This is a genomic window from Sphingomonas sp. BL-S-05 (assembly GCF_055521695.1).
Map to the genome: position 1 here is coordinate 2,788,759 of NZ_CM145499.1, position 19,054 is coordinate 2,807,812.

At 64.4% G+C, this 19,054-nt stretch carries 15 protein-coding genes; 8 read left to right on the plus strand and 7 right to left on the minus strand.

The window, feature by feature from the left end:
* Window positions 1-88: 88 nt before the first annotated feature.
* Window positions 89-715: an SOS response-associated peptidase gene (locus ACZ1JS_RS13015; RefSeq protein ID WP_465166422.1), complete on the minus strand. Its 627-nt coding sequence runs from the start codon at window positions 713-715 to the stop codon at window positions 89-91.
* A gap of 498 nt (window positions 716-1,213) precedes the next feature.
* Between ACZ1JS_RS13015 and ACZ1JS_RS13020 the strand changes: the two genes are divergently transcribed.
* The 5 genes from ACZ1JS_RS13020 to ACZ1JS_RS13040 all read left to right on the plus strand — a co-directional run bounded on the left by ACZ1JS_RS13020 (window position 1,214) and on the right by ACZ1JS_RS13040 (window position 8,986).
* Window positions 1,214-1,945 carry an ImuA family protein gene (locus ACZ1JS_RS13020; protein ID WP_465166423.1) on the plus strand — a complete coding sequence of 244 codons (732 nt, stop codon included), beginning with the start codon at window positions 1,214-1,216 and terminating at the stop codon, window positions 1,943-1,945.
* Window positions 1,863-3,644 carry a Y-family DNA polymerase gene (locus ACZ1JS_RS13025; RefSeq protein ID WP_465166424.1) on the plus strand — a complete coding sequence of 594 codons (1,782 nt, stop codon included), beginning with the start codon at window positions 1,863-1,865 and terminating at the stop codon, window positions 3,642-3,644. Before ACZ1JS_RS13020 ends, ACZ1JS_RS13025 begins: the two co-directional genes overlap by 83 nt.
* A complete protein-coding gene (locus ACZ1JS_RS13030; RefSeq protein WP_465166425.1) occupies window positions 3,644-6,907 on the plus strand; it encodes an error-prone DNA polymerase in 3,264 nt (1,087 codons plus the stop codon). The genes ACZ1JS_RS13025 and ACZ1JS_RS13030 overlap by 1 nt, the downstream gene beginning before the upstream one ends.
* Window positions 6,908-6,913: 6 nt before the next feature.
* A complete protein-coding gene (locus ACZ1JS_RS13035) occupies window positions 6,914-7,180 on the plus strand; it encodes a hypothetical protein (RefSeq protein ID WP_465166426.1) in 267 nt (88 codons plus the stop codon).
* A gap of 141 nt (window positions 7,181-7,321) precedes the next feature.
* Window positions 7,322-8,986, plus strand: coding sequence for a DNA recombination protein RmuC (locus tag ACZ1JS_RS13040; protein ID WP_465166427.1), 1,665 nt, complete (start codon window positions 7,322-7,324; stop codon window positions 8,984-8,986).
* A gap of 202 nt (window positions 8,987-9,188) precedes the next feature.
* On the opposite strand, the gene ACZ1JS_RS13045 is transcribed toward ACZ1JS_RS13040, so the two are convergent.
* The 5 genes from ACZ1JS_RS13045 to ACZ1JS_RS13065 all read right to left on the minus strand — a co-directional run bounded on the left by ACZ1JS_RS13045 (window position 9,189) and on the right by ACZ1JS_RS13065 (window position 15,508).
* Window positions 9,189-9,857: a hypothetical protein gene (locus ACZ1JS_RS13045; protein WP_465166428.1), complete on the minus strand. Its 669-nt coding sequence runs from the start codon at window positions 9,855-9,857 to the stop codon at window positions 9,189-9,191.
* Window positions 9,858-9,994: 137 nt separating this feature from the next.
* On the minus strand, window positions 9,995-12,016 hold the full coding sequence (locus ACZ1JS_RS13050) for a S8 family serine peptidase (protein WP_465166429.1): 2,022 nt from the start codon (window positions 12,014-12,016) through the stop codon (window positions 9,995-9,997).
* 1,237 nt (window positions 12,017-13,253) lie between these two features.
* Complete coding sequence (locus tag ACZ1JS_RS13055; protein WP_465166430.1) at window positions 13,254-13,742, minus strand: hypothetical protein; 489 nt, start codon at window positions 13,740-13,742, stop codon at window positions 13,254-13,256.
* A 105-nt stretch (window positions 13,743-13,847) separates the two neighbouring features.
* Window positions 13,848-14,744 (minus strand): 3'-5' exonuclease, encoded by an 897-nt coding sequence (locus tag ACZ1JS_RS13060; protein WP_465166431.1) that lies wholly within the window; start codon window positions 14,742-14,744, stop codon window positions 13,848-13,850.
* Complete coding sequence (locus ACZ1JS_RS13065; RefSeq protein WP_465166432.1) at window positions 14,741-15,508, minus strand: hypothetical protein; 768 nt, start codon at window positions 15,506-15,508, stop codon at window positions 14,741-14,743. The genes ACZ1JS_RS13060 and ACZ1JS_RS13065 overlap by 4 nt, the downstream gene beginning before the upstream one ends.
* Window positions 15,509-15,646: 138 nt before the next feature.
* Between ACZ1JS_RS13065 and ACZ1JS_RS13070 the strand changes: the two genes are divergently transcribed.
* Window positions 15,647-15,943 (plus strand): ArsR/SmtB family transcription factor, encoded by a 297-nt coding sequence (locus tag ACZ1JS_RS13070; protein ID WP_465166433.1) that lies wholly within the window; start codon window positions 15,647-15,649, stop codon window positions 15,941-15,943.
* 343 nt (window positions 15,944-16,286) lie between these two features.
* Window positions 16,287-16,721, plus strand: coding sequence for a hypothetical protein (locus ACZ1JS_RS13075; protein WP_465166434.1), 435 nt, complete (start codon window positions 16,287-16,289; stop codon window positions 16,719-16,721).
* Between the two features lie 20 nt (window positions 16,722-16,741).
* On the opposite strand, the gene ACZ1JS_RS13080 is transcribed toward ACZ1JS_RS13075, so the two are convergent.
* Complete coding sequence (locus ACZ1JS_RS13080) at window positions 16,742-17,905, minus strand: hypothetical protein (protein ID WP_465166435.1); 1,164 nt, start codon at window positions 17,903-17,905, stop codon at window positions 16,742-16,744.
* A gap of 270 nt (window positions 17,906-18,175) precedes the next feature.
* Between ACZ1JS_RS13080 and ACZ1JS_RS13085 the strand changes: the two genes are divergently transcribed.
* Window positions 18,176-19,009 carry a hypothetical protein gene (locus tag ACZ1JS_RS13085; RefSeq protein WP_465166436.1) on the plus strand — a complete coding sequence of 278 codons (834 nt, stop codon included), beginning with the start codon at window positions 18,176-18,178 and terminating at the stop codon, window positions 19,007-19,009.
* Window positions 19,010-19,054 lie beyond the last annotated feature (45 nt).

Here is a 19,054-nt window from a genome sequence, read left to right on the forward strand (position 1 = left end):
TATTTAGTTGAGAATGCCGTCACACACACCGCTAATTGATTAGGATTTGATCATCCGCGCAATCAAAACTACGTTCTGTCACGACTGGTTAGTCGACATGCATAAGTTGCGACGGATAAGCATTCAGCATCGCTATTGCCTCATCCATTGAAGCGGTCAGCCAGCGGTCCTGATCTTCCGCCATTAGGATGACCGGCATTGCCTTAGGGTGTTTGGGCGCAACCAGCGAATTCGGTTCGGTCGTGCAGAACGCGTAGACTCGGTCATGGTCTTGATCGACCTTCCACAGTCCCGCGAAGCACGGCACCGTCTGATCCTCGACCGTGAACCACCACGCCGTATCATCCGGTCTATGGCGATCCGCAGCAGCCTTGGGTTCGGAGAAGCGGGTGAACGGCACCAGGCAGCGATGCTCCGACCGCATCAGCCAAGGCTTCCACATGCCGCTCTGCATGTTCCGGGCGTTCGTCCACCAGTCGTAGAGGAAGGGTAGTTCCCCTTCACGGGCAGGGCGCTTGCGGGGTTTGCGGGTGGGAAAGCCCCAGCGCATCGTGCTCAGCACCCGTCGACCGTCCTCGACACGCACGACGTAGCCGGGCTTGCCGGGCGCGGCATAGTCCTTCTCGACCTGCAGGACGTTGGTAGCGTCATCGACCGCATCCAAAGCGTCGAAGTAGGTCCTCGGGTCGACCTTGATGCTGTATAGATTGCACATCCGGTCGTTCGATCACGACCGATAGCGTGAGACAAGCCTCTTCCACGTCGCCGCATCGGGATAGGGTAGCGGCGCACCCGTCGGCGGATCACGACCAACCATCAATTGCGGTCGCTGGACATGCCCCCGCACCTGACAGGACGAGCAACATAGACGCCGACCGACCAGCGCCAACGTGCCATCCCAGCGGCGCTGGTGGAACAGCCACCACAGCGAAACCGCATCGAGAATGCGGACGTGGCCGCACTTCGGACACGTCAGCCGTACGGTCCGTTTATGCAGTGCGCACTCCTCCAGCGTGCGGAGTCGGCGCCCGACATGGTCGTGATCCGCTCCTGTGCGATCATCCCGATTTCGACCGTCCGACACCGCTTCGTTCCGCCCCCGATCACATATCCGCGTCCGCAACGCCTTGACCGGGCGCTGGAATAAATGGAACATATAGCGAACAGATGAGTCGCAGCAACCATGTCCGCAACAGCACCTTCAGCCGAGATAATGGCGCGTCTGCGTGACGAGATCGGGGACGTGCGAGTTGGCAAAACGGATGTGCTGCCGTTCGATATAGACCCACTCGACACGCGACTGACGGACGGCGGCCTCGCGCTGAACGGGTTGCACGAAGTGACGTCGACAACCCCGACGCTGACCGACGACGCCGCTGCCACGCTGTTCGCCGTCGGTGTCGCGGCACGGGCGGCTGCGCGGACCGGGCGCCGCGTGCTGTGGGCGCTGACGCGGTTCGACCTGTATGCGCCAGGACTTGAACAGGCTGGCCTGGACCCTGCGACCCTGCTCTTCGCCGAGGTCCGTGAGGACAAGGACGTTCTGGCGGTGATGGAGGACGGCCTTCGGCATGGCGGACTGGCTGCAGTGGTTGGTGAAGTGAAGCGCGCCGACATGGTCGCGACGCGGCGGCTGCAACTGGCGGCTGTGACCGGCAACACGCCGGCCTTGCTGTCGCGCCGGTGGCGGCGTCAGGGCGTATGCCCCCTCACGGAACTGTCGGCGGCGATGACCCGGTGGCGGATTGCCAGCGCGCCATCGACCCGGCTGCCGGCTCCCGGCGTCGGACGCGCGCGCTGGATGGTCGAACTGGCCCGCCAGCGTGGCGGACCGGGTTTCACGATGGAATTGGAGGCGTGCGATGATACGGGTCGCCTCGCTCTACCTGCCGCACCTCGCGATCGAGCGACTGCGGCGGTTGGAGCGACCGCGCGCGCTGCCTGAACCGCAGGTCGCGCCCGAGCTTCCGATCGACGACGACCCCGGTGCCTGTTCGGTCCCGCGAAGCGGCGGATGGCGTCCTGGTGCCCGCTGGGCGCAGGAAACGTCGCGTGCGGTGATCGAACAGCAGGTCGCCTCGCTGCCGCTTCACCAGCGACCGCAGATGCGCGAACTGGGCCGGCGTTCCGAGGCTGCGGAGCATCCGTTCAAGCGACCTTCCCCAAATGGCGTCCGTAGTGCGCCACCGCTGCCCGCTGTCACGCATGACGTACCGCTGATACTCAGCGAACAGATCGGACAGCGGCAGGTTATCGCAGCCGCCTGTCCGGCGGCACTGGCGTTGGGCCTGACCCCGGGGATGGCAGTGACACAGGCGCGTGCGCTGATTCCCGATCTCGACATTCGTCCTGGTGATCCGGATGCAGATCGAGAGCTGCTGAAGGATCTGGCGCACCATGCCGTGCGACACTGGACGCCGACCGCAGCGGTCAGCGAACCGGATGGCCTGTGGTTGGATCTGACCGGCGTCGCGCATCTTCATGGTGGCGAAGCACGCTTCTGCCAGCGGCTGGTTCGGTTCTGCCGACGCTTCGGTCTGACCGGGAGGATCGCGGTAGCAGGAACGCCGGGTTCAGCGCATGCCCTGGCGCGATACGGGCATGACGCCGTCAGTGTGATTCCAAATGGGAGCGAAGCGCAGGCATTGGCGTCGTTGCCACCAGTTGCACTTCGTCTCACGCCCGAAGCAGTTACAGCGGCCAATCGCTTCGGCCTGGATCGCATCGCCGACCTGCTGCCGCTGCCAAGGGGGCCGCTGGCCCGGCGGCTGGGGATCGGAAGCGTGCGCCGCCTCGACGAAGCGCTGGGTCGCGTACCCGAACCGATCGTCCCGGTGGTGCCGGAGGAAATACCTGCGGCGCGCCGCTGCCTGCTCGAACCGATCGGAACAGCTGAAGCGATCGAACAGGTGATCGGCGATCTGCTTGCCGACCTCATCCGTCAGCTTCAGGACCGGGGACGCGGCGCACGTGCAATGATCCTCACTGTCGAGCGGATCGACGGCAGCGAGCAGCATCTCGCGGTCGGGACTGCGCGAGCGACCCGCGATGCGACCCACCTTGCCCGGCTCTTCCACCTCCGGATCGAACGGATCGATCCGGGCGATGGTATCGAGGCGATGCGTCTCATCGTGCCCCGTACCGATCCACTCGGTGCGACTGCACTGGCTGTGAACCTCGCCGGCGACGATGCGGTGCCCGATGTCGCTATGCTGGTCGATCAGATCGCCGGACGGATCGGCGAGACTGCGGTCTTTACTCTCGCACCGATCGAAAGCGACGTACCCGAGCGGGCCGTGCGTCGGGTAGCTCCGCTCGAAGTACCGCACGGCTGGCCGGCGTGGCGACGGCCAATACGCCTGCTGGCGCGTCCCGAGCCCCTCATCGGCGTTCTGGCGCTACTGCCCGACGCGCCGCCGCGCCGGTTCACCTGGCGTGGCAAGGTCCATGCGGTCGTGGCCGGAGATGGTCCTGAACGCATTCATGGCGAATGGTGGCGACGCGACGGGGAGGTCTGGGCGGTCCGCGACTATTTCCGGGTCGAGGACGATGGCGGCGCCCGCTTCTGGCTGTTCCGCCGAGGCGACGGCGTCGACCACGCCACCGGCGATCTCAGCTGGTATCTGCACGGGCTGTTCGGCTGATGGCCACCTATGTCGAACTGCAGGTGACCAGCCACTTCTCGTTCCTGCGCGGCGCGTCCAGCCCCGACGAACTGTTCGCCGCGGCCGCCCTGCAGGGGCACAGCGCACTGGGTGTCGCCGACCGGGGCAGCGTCGCCGGCTTGGTGCGGGCGTGGGAAGCGCAGAAGGCGACCGGTGTTCGCCTGATCCCCGGCGCGCGGGTCGATCTGACCGATGGCAGGGCGTTGCTGCTGTACCCAAGCAACAAGGCGGCGTGGTCCCGGCTGACGCGGTTGCTGACGCTGGGTAAATCGCGCGCCGGCAAGGGCGGCTGTACGCTCGGCTGGTCGGATGTCGTGGCGTGGAACGATGGGCTGATCGCGATCCTGCTGCCACACGAACCCAACGCGGCGACGGCTGATCATCTGACCGAACTGCGCGAGACGTTCGCCGATCGCGGCTATCTGGGCTTGGCGTTCCGCCGGCGTCCGGACGATGCGTTGCGCCTGCATCAGTTGTCGGCGCAGGCAGCGGCGTCGGATGTGGCAGCCGTCGCGGTCGGCGACATCCTGTATCATGCGCCGGAAGCACGGCTGCTGCAGGACGTCGTCACCGCCATTCGCGAAAAATGTACCGTCGATACACTCGGCTTCCGCCGCGAACGCCATGCCGACCGGCATCTGAAGTCGCCCGACGAGATGGAACGCCGCTTCGCGGCCTTCCCCGACGCGATCCGTACCACGGCCGAGATTGCCGCGCGCTGCGCCTTCGATCTGGGGCAGCTCAGCTACCAGTATCCGCATGAGCGCGTCGTCGATGGGCTGACCGCACAGGAAGCCCTCGAACAGCTTACGCAGACTGCGATCGAACGGATGTTCCCGAACGGGGTACCGGCGGCCTATCGAAAGCAGATCGGCCACGAACTGACGCTGATCGGCGAGTTGGGCTATGCGCCGTACTTCCTGACGGTGAACAGCATCGTCGCCGAGAGCCGGCGGCGGGGCATCCTGTGCCAAGGACGTGGTTCTGCGGCCAATAGCTGCGTCTGCTTCGTCCTCGGGATCACGAGTATCGATCCGATCAAGCACGAACTGCTGTTCGAGCGCTTCGTGTCCGGCGAGCGTCGCGAACCGCCCGACATCGACGTCGATTTCGAGCATGAGCGGCGCGAAGAGATCATCCAGTGGATCTTTGAAACCTATGGTCGCAACCATTCCGCGCTGACCGCCGTGGTCACCCGCTACCGTGCGCGCGGTGCCGTGCGCGAAGTGGGCAAGGCGTTGGGCCTGCCCGAAGACCTGACCAAGGCGCTGTCGGGCCTCATCTGGGGCTGGAGCCAGGAAGGCGTCGGCGAGAAGCAGGTCAATCAGCTCGGACTGAACATGAACGACCGACGCCTGCGGTTGGCGCTCGAACTGTCGCGACAGCTGATCGGCGTGCCGCGACACCTGTCGCAGCATCCAGGCGGCTTCGTGCTGACGCACGACCGTCTCGACGACCTCGTCCCCATCGAACCCGCCGCAATGGTCGATCGGCAGGTCATCGAATGGGACAAGGACGACATCGACGCCCTGAAGTTCATGAAGGTCGACGTGCTCGGCCTCGGCATGCTCGGCTGCATGAACCGTGCCTTCAACATGCTGGAGGAGGCGAAGGGTGTGAGCGTCGGCATGGCCGACCTGCAGGACGACGATCCGGACGTGTATGAGATGATCCAGAAGGCCGACACCCTCGGGACCTTCCAGATCGAAAGCCGGGCGCAGATGTCGATGCTGCCGCGCATGAAGCCCGCCCGCTTCTACGACCTCGTCATCGAAGTCGCGATCGTGCGGCCGGGTCCCATTCAGGGCGACATGGTCCACCCCTATCTGCGTCGTCGCGAGGGGCGTGAGAAGCCGGACTATCCGCGTCCCGAGCTCCGCGCGGTGCTGGAGAAGACGCTGGGCGTACCGCTGTTCCAGGAACAAGCGATGAAGGTCGCGATCGTCGGCGCCGGCTTCACGCCCGTCGAAGCCGACCAGCTCCGCCGCGCCATGGCGACCTTCAAGTTCACCGGCGGCGTCAGCCACTTCTACGACAAGCTCGTCGAAGGGATGGTCAGCCGAGGGTATCCCCGCGACTTCGCCGAGCGCACCTTCAAGCAGATTGAGGGGTTCGGCTCGTACGGCTTCCCCGAGAGCCACGCCGCCAGCTTCGCGAAGATTGCATATGCTTCCTGCTGGATGAAGCACCATCATCCCGACGTGTTCTGCGCGGCGTTGCTCAATGCCCAACCGATGGGATTCTACGCGCCGGCGCAGGTCGTGCGCGATGCCCGCGAACACGGCGTCGAGGTTCGGCCCGCCTGCATCAACGCCAGCCGCTGGGACTGCACGTTGGAGCCGACCACCGGACGCCATCTTGCCGTTCGGCTGGGGCTGCGGCAGGTGCGCGGGCTTGCCAATGGGCATGGTGCCGCGATCGTAGCGGCACGGGGGGACGCCTCCTTCCAGTCGGTCGAGGAGGTGTGGCGGCGCGCGGGCGTACCGCGTGCCGCGATCGAGCGGCTCGCCGAGGCGGACGCCTTCCATGCCCTGGGCGAGGACCGCCGTCAGGGCTTGTGGAAGGTGAAGGGTCTGGGCGAGACTCCCCTGCCCCTGTTCGCCGCCGCCGATGCCCGGGAGACGGCTTTCAGCCCGGAAGGACTGGAGCCCGACGTATCGCTGCGGCCGTTGTCCGAAGGGCGCGAGGTGGTTGAGGATTACCGGGCGCTGCAGCTATCGCTTCGCGCCCACCCGCTCGCCTTTCTCCGCCCGGACCTGACACGGCGCGGCATCGTCCGCTGCGCCGATCTGGCCCACATCAAGGACGGTCGTCACGTCGAGGTCGCCGGGATCATCCTGGTCCGCCAGAAGCCCGGCAGTGCCAAAGGCGTCCTCTTCATCACCATCGAGGACGAGACCGGTATCGGGAATGGCATCCTGTGGCCCGACCGTTTTGAGGCGCAGCGCCGAACCATCATGTCGGCCGCGATGGTCGGAATGAAAGGCCGTGTTCAGCGCGAGGGGCTGGTCACGCACGTCATCTGCGACCGTATCATCGACTATGGCGGCTTGCTTGCACAGGTCGGACAGATGGACTTCCCGCACGCCACCGGGCGCGGCGACGGCGCGCGTCATGCCGGGTCGCCCGACCGAGGCGACGCCGGCTGGCGGCCGGGTCCGCGCGACAGCTATTGGCCGCCGCACGCCAACGGCATGGATCCCGAACAGGTGGTGCGGATCAAGTCGCGCGACTTCCATTGATCGGCCATGTCGCGCCACCAGCGGATCATCGTCGAACTGTCGCTCCACATCCTGCGCGCGGCCGCCGCCCGGTCGGGCAAGGGCAAGGTCGACACCATCGAGGTGCGGCTCGCTCTCCGCTGTCTAATTGCACATTGCCCCGAACGATGGCCGCTCGACATGTTCTGGAACTCTGCCGGTACCAATCACGATATCGGACGAGCGCAAGGATGTACGGCAGCTTTTAACGGCATCGTTCGGCAGCTTGCACATCCCAATCGGCGACCAGATTGAGCTTGCAAGCAACGCAGAATTGGACCGTTCCTGTCTGGATGGGCTTGCGGAGCTCACTGTCGCTTTTGTTTCAGGCTCTGTACGGTCCCATCAAGAACGGAGCGGGTGCACGGCATGCTCTGATGCGGAGGAGAAAAGAAGATGGAGCTTGCGGTCTACGCGGCGTTGGGATTGGCGATAATCGTCGTCGTCCTGTGCGTGGTGATCCTGCTGAAAGTCGGACGGCCGGCCTCGCTGCCGGAGGAACTCATCACCCGGATCGCCGTCCTCGAACAGATCGCCACCACACTTCCTGCGACGTTTCGCGAAGAAGCGAGGATGGGCCGCGATGAGCTGCGAGCCGCCGTGTCATCGCAAACGGAGGCTCTGGACGGGCGCTTCGGATCGACGGAAGCGCGACTGGCAGAAATCGGAAAGGCGCAGGTAGATCAGTTGGCGGCAATGCGCTCCGAGGCCACGGAAGGCCGGACGGAACTGCGATCAGCTTTCGGAACGCAGACAGAAGTTATCGAGAAGCGGCTCGGGTCCGTCGAAGCCAGGCTTGGTGACTTCGGTAAAGCTCAAACTGATCAATTGGCCGAAATGCGCCGCGAAGCAGCGGTTGGGCGTACGACCCTTGAGGACGCCGTCCGCAAAAATGCAGAAGGTTTTGCAACCTCGCAAGCAGAACGCCTCAAGGAAACGAACGACGGCGTTCGCAGCCTTTCGGACCGGCTGCTCGCCTCCCTACGGGACGGCCGCGACGAGCAGCGCAAAGCGCTGGAAACCGTCCAAGCCAGGATCGTGCAGCTGACCGAGAGCAACGACAAGCGCCAAGACGCTTTGAGAGAAACGGTCTCCGGCAGCTTGGAGACGCTGCGCGTCGACAATGCCGACAAGCTCGACAAGATGCGAGCAACGGTCGAGGAAAAGCTGCAAGGTACACTGGAGAAGCGGCTTGGCGAGTCATTCCAGCTGGTAAGCGAACGGCTGGAACAGGTTCACAAGGGCCTTGGCGAGATGCAGAGCCTGGCCACCGGCGTCGGCGACCTGAAGCGCGTTCTCAGCAACGTGAAGTCACGCGGTGGTTGGGGTGAGGTTCAGCTCGGTATGTTGCTGGAAGACATGCTCACGAAGGACCAATTCGCCACGAACGTCCGTATTCGGCCCGACTCCAGCGAAAACGTGGAGTTCGCCGTTCGACTACCGGGCCGCATTGGAGAGGACACGCCGCTTTGGCTGCCGATCGACGCGAAGTTCCCTCACGAGGACTACGACCGGCTCCTTGTCGCGCAGGACGCCGGCATCGCCGAGGAGGTGGAACGAGCCGCTTTGGCCTTAGAGCGCGCCATTCGCCTGCAGGCGAAGTTGATTTGCGAGAAATACGTCCATCCGCCGCACTCAACCGACTTCGCGATCATGTACCTTCCTACCGAAGGCCTTTTCGCAGAGGTGATCCGGCGACCCGGGCTGGCCAGCGAGATGCAGACGAAGCACCGGGTCATGATCCAAGGCCCCACGACCCTTGCCGCCCTGTTGAGCAGTTTGCAGATGGGGTTTCGCACGCTTGCGATCGAGAAGCGGTCAAGCGAGGTTTGGCAGGTTCTCGGTGCGGCAAAGGCCGAGTTCACCAAATACGGACAGGTCTGGGAGAAGCTCGGCAAGCAGTTGGATACCGCTCGCAAGACCGTCGACGAAGCGGGAAAGCGCACCCGCGCAGTCACGAGGAAGCTACGGGACGTTGAGATGCTGGAGGGTCCGGAAGCACCAGGCCTGATCGATCTCGTTCTTGGCGAGGATGAGGATCAAGAGGTAGCCGCCGAATAGCGCTGGTTCCGATCCAGTCGGCAGGAAAACCAGATCGATGAGTGATCGGCTTCATCGCTGCCGACGGTCGAGCTGATCTAATTAGGATCGAAGTCGATTGCGCCTCTTTCCCCTGTCGGGAACCTCGGCTCGACGACTGCGTCGACCATGTCACTTCGGACATGGTCGACGAGGTGTGATCCGCTCCTAACGCGGATCTGGTTCAGAACGACGACTTCGCCGGCATATCACGACCCACGGCGCGCTGAAGTTCCTCTTGCCAAGCCCGCTCGGCATCGACGCCTTCGAGAAGCAGGAGCTGCAACTTCCTGTAGGAGTCCTCGTCGGCATGCATGGCCGGCTTCGCAGCACCGTATGCCGATGGGCACTTCTCGCCGCTATTGCACCAATCCATCAGGAGGTTCGACTGCGGGGGAGCACTGCGGGTAGGCGTACCGTAGCGCTCGACGAGCTGCGTTCTCAACTGCTCCTTGGTGCGACCCGCCGTGGGGGCACTGTATGCGACGGTCGAGACCTTGGCACCGGACGGCACCGGGTGGAACTTGACGACGATCGTCTCGTCTCCCTTCGTCGCGCGCAGAGATTCGATGCCTTGGCGCGGAAAGTCGTAGACCGGCAGGTTCCGTTGACGAACCACTTCCTTGCGAACGGCGGTCGCCCAATCGAGGCCGGGGAATGCCTCGACGTTCCACCCGTCGCGCGCAAGCGCAGCTTGGGCGGCGGTGGCAGACATGCCGATGGAGACTCCGGCGATCACCAACGGCTTCGTGGTAGATGACGCCTGTGCGGCGGCGCCGTTCTCGACGACGGACGCCGATCCGCAGGCCGCGAGCAGCGCGAGCGCGCCGAATGCCGTCATTCTGGTCATCATGATACTTCCTCTTGTTCGAAGGACGTGCGCCATCGTTCGCCGGGAGGCATCCCGGCGTCGCAGGTCCGTTGGTTGTCTTCTCGTCTACTGGTGCACAGCGGCCGGCTCGGGAGGCGAACGGGCGCCCACCGACCCGATCAACGCAGCACCAGCGCGACGAAGCCCGCCGTGTCGGTCGCGCCCTTCACATGCCCGACATCGAAGGCACGAGCGATGCCGAACCGCATCGACGAGTTCTCGGACAACCGCTTCGACCAGCCGAGTTCGAAATCGACTTCACGCGCATGAGGCGTGAGATCCAGCGCGGTATCCGCCGTCGTCAGGACTCCGGTCACCAGATCGTAGGCCACAGGCAATTGCAGCGTAGCCCCTGCCCGTTCGACGCGCAGCGGGGATGACATTCCCAGCGTTGCGACGCCACCGAGCAGACCGTGTGCGCCCTCGATCGCGAATGCGGTGCCGCGCACCGGTCCCGAGAAGCGCATGAGTTCGGACCCGCCGTAGACATGCGTCGTGGAAGCGGTCGCCCGGGCGGAAAGAAGCACGCCGACGACCGCCCTTCGTGCGGTGACCGACGCCATCGTGGTACGGGCACCGACCAGACCCAGTTCGGAGCCGCCGCGGCTGCCGAGCACATGCCCGCGTTCGAGCATGTCCGAGACCTCCACACCCAGGCCGAGTGGCGTGGTGACCGCGAAGTTGCGCAGCAGCGTTCGCCGGTCACGGGAGGATCCAGCCGAAAAGGCGGTCGACCAGCCGGCACCGGTCCACGACGACGACATTCCGACCGGCGCATCGAGAACGGCTCGCAATGCGGAACCCGATAGGCCATCGCCCCGGTCCAACGCCACGTTGGCGCCCATCGTCATCATTTGACCGGCTCCCGGCGAGAAGGACATGACGGCCGGACGGCTCGGATCGACGGTCTGCCAGTAACTCGGCACCGAGGACGAGAAGCCGAAACGGGTTTCCGCCGCAGCAGCCTGTCGCCACGGCGCATCGATCGGTGACAGCATCGCACCCGCCAGCAGACCAGACCTGCCAGTGCGGATCTCCGACGCACCCTTCATGACGTAGTCGCGACCATAGCGGTCGTAGACGGTCATCGACGACGCCTTAGCAGCGAGTCCGGCGCCGCCGCCGAACGGAGCCGACATCGTCAGGGACGAGTAGCGTGCGATGACCGCCTGCGCCGCGACGAACGACGATGCCGGCGCTTGAGCCTGCATCGCCTTCTCGACGTTGAGGATGCCGACACCGAAGATGGGATCGAAACCAGGGGCTCCGGCATCGGTGGCCGTGTCGAGCAGGATGCGTGCGATCGCCTTGCCGCCCAGTTGAGGCCAGTGCTGCTTGAGGAGAGCGGCCGCCCCGGCGACCGCGGGGGCGGCGAAGCTGTTGCCGGTTTCCACGACGACGTTGCCGTTCTGGTCGACCGTCTGCACGCCGTTGCCTGCCGCCGCGATCATGCGGTCGGCGAGAGGACCCGGGTTCCCGTTGGCCACACGTGGATTGCCGTTCTGATCCACCCCGATCGCGAAGAGGAACCAGTCCTTGTTGGCGCGATCTGCGCCGACTAGGTTCTCGGCTATCATTCCGGTGAAGCTGTCCTCGTCGGTGAAGTTCGAAACCGATTCGATGAACAACCGGTCTGCCTGACGCACCGCGTCCATCGCGGTTCGCTGGTCAGCTGCGAGACCGCCCGTCGACTTACCGTTCAGGCTCATGCTTATCACGAACGCGCCCTTGTCGATCGCGTACCGGATCGCAGGTGCGATCAACTCCGGGTTGGCGCCATCGGCTTCGGGCACTGGGCCGGACGTCGGAGTGACCCCCGTCATGTTCGGAGCGGACAGCTTCAAGGCCAGGATGGTCGCTTCGGGGGCGACACCGTGCATGCCGTTGCCGTCTCGCGCTGCGGCTGCGACACCGGCGACACGACTGCCGTGGCCCTTCACGTCCTTCAGCTCGAAACGGATGTACTCAGGAGGACAGGTGCCGCAGCGGGCGATGCCCTGTTCGAACGCCCTGCTGTCGGGCGAGATGCGTCCGGCGAACTCACGACCCGACGTGTCGATGCCGGTGTCGAGGATCGCGATCGTGACACCCTTGCCGGTGACTCCGCGATCGTATGCGTATGCGGCCTTCGCCGATATCACGGACCCCGAAGCCTTGTACTCCGCCGTGTCTGCGGACGACACCGGGGTAGGCGCCGGAGTCGGTGCCGGTGACGGTGTCGGCACGGGAGGCGTCGGAGCACTACCGGACGAATTGACCCCACCGCCGCCGCATGCGCCGAGCAGAAGGGACAGCGCCGTCAACGCCGTCGGATTCGTGAGACCTCGAAGCCATCCGCTTCGGCAACCGTTGGCAACGTCCACGCCCGAACCCCCGTTCGCGCCGTGCCGTCCAGCAATGTCAGCCGACGGCACCGCCCTGTCATGACGAGGCGGTGCCGGCCCAAGAGCCGGGGATTCAGAATCCTGCGGTAAGACAGGCGCGAGCGTCTTTAGGCCCCGAAGAGCCCTGGACATGCACGCCCGCTCCCCGGCCGAATGGAATTCGGGCCGGGCACACGGCTACTTACCGACAAGGTTCTGACGCCTCGGTCCGCCTGCCGGCGAACGGGCCTGCTCTAATCGCGAAACGTTAACACGATCAATCCACGATTGCGGGAAAGACGATAATTTCCATCGCTGGATACCCATCGGCACCAGAAAACCGAGGATGACTTTGGCCCCCCTGGACGATGCTTGGCGGTGTCCCTTGAAAAGATAAATCAAACGTCCCGTTGAAGGAACCTGTCGCAAATCGAAACAAGAACCTTCACCACCGCGCCAAGCATCATTTCCGCTTCAGCATACCTTCGGCATGCGGACGGCCACGACGAACTTCACTCCATGCAGTGCTGAACGAACGCGAATGGGACGAAGTGATTTTCACTTACAGCCACGATCGAGGATCGGCACCTGAATTAGAAGAATGCCCCGGATCGTTCATTACACGACGGCCGCTGGTGGCCGGTCGGCGTTGCCGACGATCTTCTCATGAAGAAGTGATGACCACGCTGCGCCGCCCGAATGTCGCCGCCGTAATCGCCGAGCGGAGATGATCGCCAATCCGTCGCTCGGCGTACGATGGTCCCACGGCAATCGCCTGCAAATCGGGCAAAGCTTGAAGCAGGTACATCACGCAAAACGCTGATGATACCCCGGTTTCCAAGCGACGCTGGATTGCTACATTCGTTCCCGGAAATCGATAACCGGCCTCCCCATGCCGCCAAAGGTCGCGGCGGCCCCACCGCCTCCGGAAGGCGACGGTAGGTCGGTCGGATCGCTTGTGAGGTGACCGACCGATCCCGTGCAGGCACCGCACCCGACGGCACTGCATGCTGCTTCAGAACGTTACTCGAAGGCCTGCGGCATAATACCCATCGCCAACGTTGCCCTTCAGCTGAATCTTCGGTGCAACCGGAAACGCCAACGTGCCGTAAGGCACAACTTCGTCGCTGATCCGCGCGCCGACGCCGAAGGTCGCTACCAACGGGACGGAATAGGTTGCCTCCAGACGCCCATACGCACGGTATCTCGTGTTGCTGCACAGATCCTTGTCGGCGTAGCGGCCGTTGGTGCTGTCCCGACAGGCATCGGATCCGCCGTTGTCGTAAAAGTAGTAGCGCCCGTTGTCCTGGACGTAGATCAGCGCCCCAACGGCAGGCGTCACCTTCAACCCTGGGAGAAGCGAGAAATCGTACCCGACGCCGAGTTCCCCGCCCCATCGGTCATCTGCACGAGCGCCGTTCGCCTCCAATACGATCTGCGCACTGGCCGGCGCGGCACAGCCGAATACCATCGCGGCAACCGCGATCCCCATCAACCTGATCAATTCAATTCCCCCGAAACGTCCGATCCACGGACGGCCAGGGCGCGTAGAGCCACTACGGCCATCCGGCAAGCGGGGAGCCGCTTCGTCAGCTTGCGTTGCACAGGATCAGAGGGATGCAGCGTACCTGCTCTCCCATGTGACCCGTCGCTTCTCGGGCTCGCGCCGTCCACCGTAGAGCATCAGGGTCGCCCAGCCGATCTCCTCACCGAGCGCTTCCTCGGACACTGACGCGGTCCATACCCGGCGCTTCGCGTTCCAGCGGTAGCCACGCTCCTTGAGTACGTCCTTGGCGGAGAAGGGCGCGTCGGTCGCATCGACGATCCACGTCGGCCGACGTGCCCGGTCCAGCAGCCTGCTCGCAACCGTTCCACCGTCGTCGAAGGGATGATCGAGAAGGTGCAGAAGGGCGGAGACGTCGACTTCGGCACGATGGGCATCGTAGAACCACCCCATTCGCCAGAGTAGTGCCGAGAGCGTGCGATCTCCGAAACCCTCTGCGCGCCAGTCGAGGTCTGCAAGCGAGCACACCCACGGCCGCCCGGCCGCCATGGGAAGACGACGCTCCACGAAAGGACGGTCGAACGCCGCGTTGTGCGCGACGACGAAGTCCGAACCCAGGATCATGCCCGTCGCTTCGCCGTCCGATATCGAACGACCCGCGACGTCATGGTCCGTCAACCCGGTGACGCGGGTGATCGCCGCCGGAATCGGCTCGCTCGGTTGCTCCAACCAGCTCCTCGGGCGACCGGTCTCGACGATCCTGCCATGCTGATCCAGCCGGAACCGCTGCATGGCCAGTTCGATCACCTCATGCCGGGTATGGTCGAGACCCGTGGTCTCCACGTCGAGGGCGACACCGGTCATTCCACCTGTCGCCGCTCCTGCCGACGAGCGCCTGTCCATCGTGCCCAGACGGCGCTGGACCAGATAGTCTTCATGCCGTTGCAGTACGCGAGCCAGCACCGCCGGTTCGACCGGCAGTGCGACCAGATCCCTGCTCATACGGCGAACCGCTGTTCGACGACCACGTCCAACCCGCGAGCGAGCGGCGACTCCGGATCGGACGCGACGAGCGCAAGCGTGTCGGCCAGAACGTCGCTGATCATCGCAGTGGCCAACGGCGTCGTATGATCGAAGCCGGTCGAGAACACCGCGCCCTCGACGGCATCCGCCCCGTATCTACCGATGACCTGTTCGACGAGTTCGGCCGGACGATCGGTGACCATCGCGCAGAAGGCGAACAGGCGTGTGCCGTCCTCGGTGGCGTCCAACCAGCAGGTCAGGAGATGGGGACGCGGCAACCTCCGCTCCGCATGGTCGTCGTCAACCGTTCCCTGGTCCGCGAACTCCAATGACGCATCCGCCTCGTCGCCGTCATCCGCCAACAGGTCGTCGATGTCCGACGGACTGGCATCCAGACCGATGTTGAGACCATGCAGGACCACCGAACGATGGAAGTGGTCGAGGTCCTGACAGGCGTCCATGGCGGACTTGCCGTCGAACAGCCGGCGCGGCGCGATCATCCACGCAACCGGATCGAGATCCAGACCTTCCCGCGAGAAGCGCGCTCCGGCGTCCGCTGCGGCGATGGCGAGACGCAGCAGCCGCCGAGGCGTGACCATGACGATCTCGTCCGAGGGTTCGTCGGCTTCCAGCGGATCGCATGACCATCGCCCGAGATCGGTTTGCGGCACGGCCGCACCGTACTGCGCGGGCAGATCACGAAGATCGAGTTCGTTCCCGGTGATGATGGTATTGATCGTCATTGCCGCTTCCTTTCTTCCGACGGGCCGCATCCCGTTGGCCGAAAGATAGGGATGGTTAACGATGCGTCAAGAATTATTGACGCATTGTCTGTTCGATTCCACCTTGAACATTGTTAATGCGACAATTATTCTTGTTTCGTGCCTGATGAAGACCTCGTACTCGGCCTTGCCGCTCTCGGACAACCGATCCGGCTGTCGTTGTACCGTCACCTGGTGATCGCCGGCGAGGCGGGCATCGGTCCCGTCGCACTCGCCGCCGCAGTCGGCATGCAGCGAAATCTCATCAGCTATCACCTCCAACCGCTCGTCGCGGCGGGTCTGGTGCGGAGCGAGAAGCGGGGACGCGACGTCAATTATCGCATCGATCCGGTCGGACTTACGAAGTTGGCGTCAGCCCTCCTCCAGCTCTCCGCAACGTCGATAACCAGCGAATGAAGACCGTGACGCCGACCGCCGCGAGTGAGCGGTCGGGTTAGGATAGGAGAATTGACAACCTGCCGAATCGCATCGGTAGGAGGTAAAATTGGACGACGCACGGGACGCGCGACGCGCTAAGCACCAAGCGGAAGCTCGCCGTCGCGCAGCGATCGTGGCGCGCTACGCGAAGTTGGACCGTCCATCCCGGGAGGATGACCGACGGCATGCGGACGAACTGGGCCTCTCCGTCGACAGTCTCTGGAGATTGACCGCAGCTTGGAAGGCGCACGGGGATCGGGCACCCATTCGTGGCGCACGGACCGTACGGCCGGACGGCGACGGGACGGCTGCCCAAGCGATCATGGCGACCGATATCGACCTAGAGGGCGTCAGACCGGATCGCCGCGACGAGACGCTGCGGCGTATCCGAGTGATCCAGAGTTATCTCGACACCCCTTCACGCACTGCCGAAGATCGTTTGTCCCGTGCACGCGAGATGGGCGTCACGCCCAATCGCTTCGACATGATCGTGCGGCAATGGTGCCTGCACCCGAAGGCGTCACTCATGCCCGGAGCCGCCCCCGCCAAGCGGCGGGTCGGCTTCCGATCTCCCGAAAGGATCAGGGTCCATGCCATACTGCACGAAATCATAAGGTCTTCGGATCCGCACCGAACCGTGAAGAGCATTCACAGCGAGCTAGTCACAGCCTGCAAATCCGAGGGGCTGAAGCCCTTGGCATTGCCGCGGCTCTATCCGATCGTACGCCAGCTTCGGACCGCCAACGACACCCAGTGATGCAGTCGCACGACGAGCATCTAGCTCCCGTCGTTTCGCATCCATTCGTAACCGGGTAGCGACAGGATCGTATTCTCCGCCCCCAGAACGCGTCGCAGTGCATTTCCTACCCTGTCGCGCGACGCGTCGATCCGGTCTTGCCCATCGAACGGCGGCTCGACCTTCGCCATGCGCCCAGCGTTGTGCCCCTCCAGCGCGGGTTCGAGCGTCCAGTCGATGGTGGCGGTGTACTCGGGAAGAGGACCTGTTCGCCCAGTGCGAAACGCCACGTCCGGTGCACGGCTCCCGGTCCCGAGCCATATGTCGGCTAGGCGTTCGCCGACGGCGTCCACTATCGCGCTTCCCAAGGTACGGGTCGCCCGCCCAAGCGACGGCGGACGCCCGAAAGCCTCGTCCAACGCCTTGCGTGCGTGCCCGTCCTCAACGTCGAGCCTGAAGTCGAGCATCGGTTCGGCGTCCGAAACCCGCAAACCCTGAAGGTCGATCGAGGGAAGGCGCTCCAAGGCGTCATCCGCCGCCCATACGTGGCCCATGGCACGGGTCCGCTCCGTCGCGACCGCCCAGCCGAGGACGATGCGCGTGCCGTGATCGATGACGCAGTGCAGTCTGATCCGCAGCCCTTCCGGATCGACGAAATCCATGCCTGCGGAATCGAACACCAGCCGCTCGCCGAAGATGCCGGGCGCAAGCAACCGACGTGCATCCGAGATCAGGCGCAGAAGCGACGCATCGCTCATCGTACCGCGACCTTCGGCCTCAAGTTGGCGCCGCACGGCCAACGGACGGAGTTCCGGATCTTCGGACAGAAGCATCCGGATCCGATCGACTACGACCTGCCGGTCCACTTCATTCGCCGTCCGACCAGCCGTCCGCCGTTTCGCCGAATTGACGCCGAGGGCTGACAGGCTGCGGTTCGATCGCCATCCGGCTGCAAGTCGCTGGAATTGGGCGATCGCCACACCGGCGGATGCCGCGGCCTCGCTTGCGCTCGAAGGCCGTTCGTCTCCGACGCCTTCAGTCCACAACCGGACGGCTTCGAGCCTCTTCGCCAGCTTGTCAGCCTGTTCATTCGCCAGCCGCGCCCGCGTCATGAGTTCCTGGGCGGGCAAGCCGTCGGGCCACGCCCTGCGCATCGCCTCGTCGAGCGTCACCTTTCCTTCGTCCATTTCCGGTTCCAATTCCATCGTCGCAAACCCAGTAGCCCCAACCGTCTACTAGCATGAGAACAACGACTCACAACAAAATGATATGGAGCCATTGACCTGCGGATCGTCGGATCATATGTCCCCAGCATCATTACCGTGGGAGTTAATAGTGCTCGACATTCTGCTGCACCTTCTTCGAGGCAAATCCGACCCGGGTCACATCCATGGTCTCGCCATTCCGAGCAGCCGTCGCCTCGGACGCGAACGCCGGGACGCCGGCAAATTCCGGCCCCGGCGTCGGCGGGCATCGTGACGGCCCGCAGCACGAGACAGGCGGGACCGGTCAGCCGCGTCCCCCTTTCGCAACTCGCGATCCGAGCGCCTCGCCTCGATCACTTCGAGGACCCGGCCGCCGTCATCTCCGAAAGGCGCCTCCGTCGCCCTGGGGACGGGATCGAGCTCGACGAGGACCGTCTGGCGATGTGCACGATCGTCCGTTCGGACGCCGGTGGGCCGCTGCGGGCGTTCAATGGAGGTCGTGCGCACGAGAACGGCTGGCACAGCTCGTGGAAGGCGCAGCGGCTGCTGCACTGGCAGGGAGAGACCGCGCTGATGCATCTCATCAGAGCTGACACGGACCATGACGTCGTCCGCATCAACGCGGAAAGCATCGAATTCGAGATGCCGGCGCTCGGCCCGAGGGTCAGCTACCGAGCGGACGCCGAACTTACCGACGCGACCGGGCGTACTATCATCGTCGAGGTCAAGCGCACCGAACGGGATCTCGACGATCCCGAGTACCGGCTGAAGCTCGCCTACGTCCGCGAGGTATGCAGGCGCTGCGACATGGGGTTCAGGATCGTCTTCCAGGAAGACCTGTTCGAAAGCATCGTGCACCGACGGAACGTGTCGCTGTTCGCATCCCGGGGCTTCGTCAGGATCGAACACCACCATCGCCGCATACTCGGCGATCGACGCCGATCTTCCGGACTTCAGACCACCTACGGGGTTCTGGCCGAAGCACTGGAGCCCGGGCATCCCGCCGCCGGTCGCGCGGTCATTCAGGGCATGCTCGTCCGGCGCCTCGTGAAGATGGACCTGACCTCGCACCTCGACGACGCCAGCACGGTCACCATCGTCTGACCGATCCGGCCTTCGGCCGGTCCTGCCCCCTACTGCCCAGAAGCC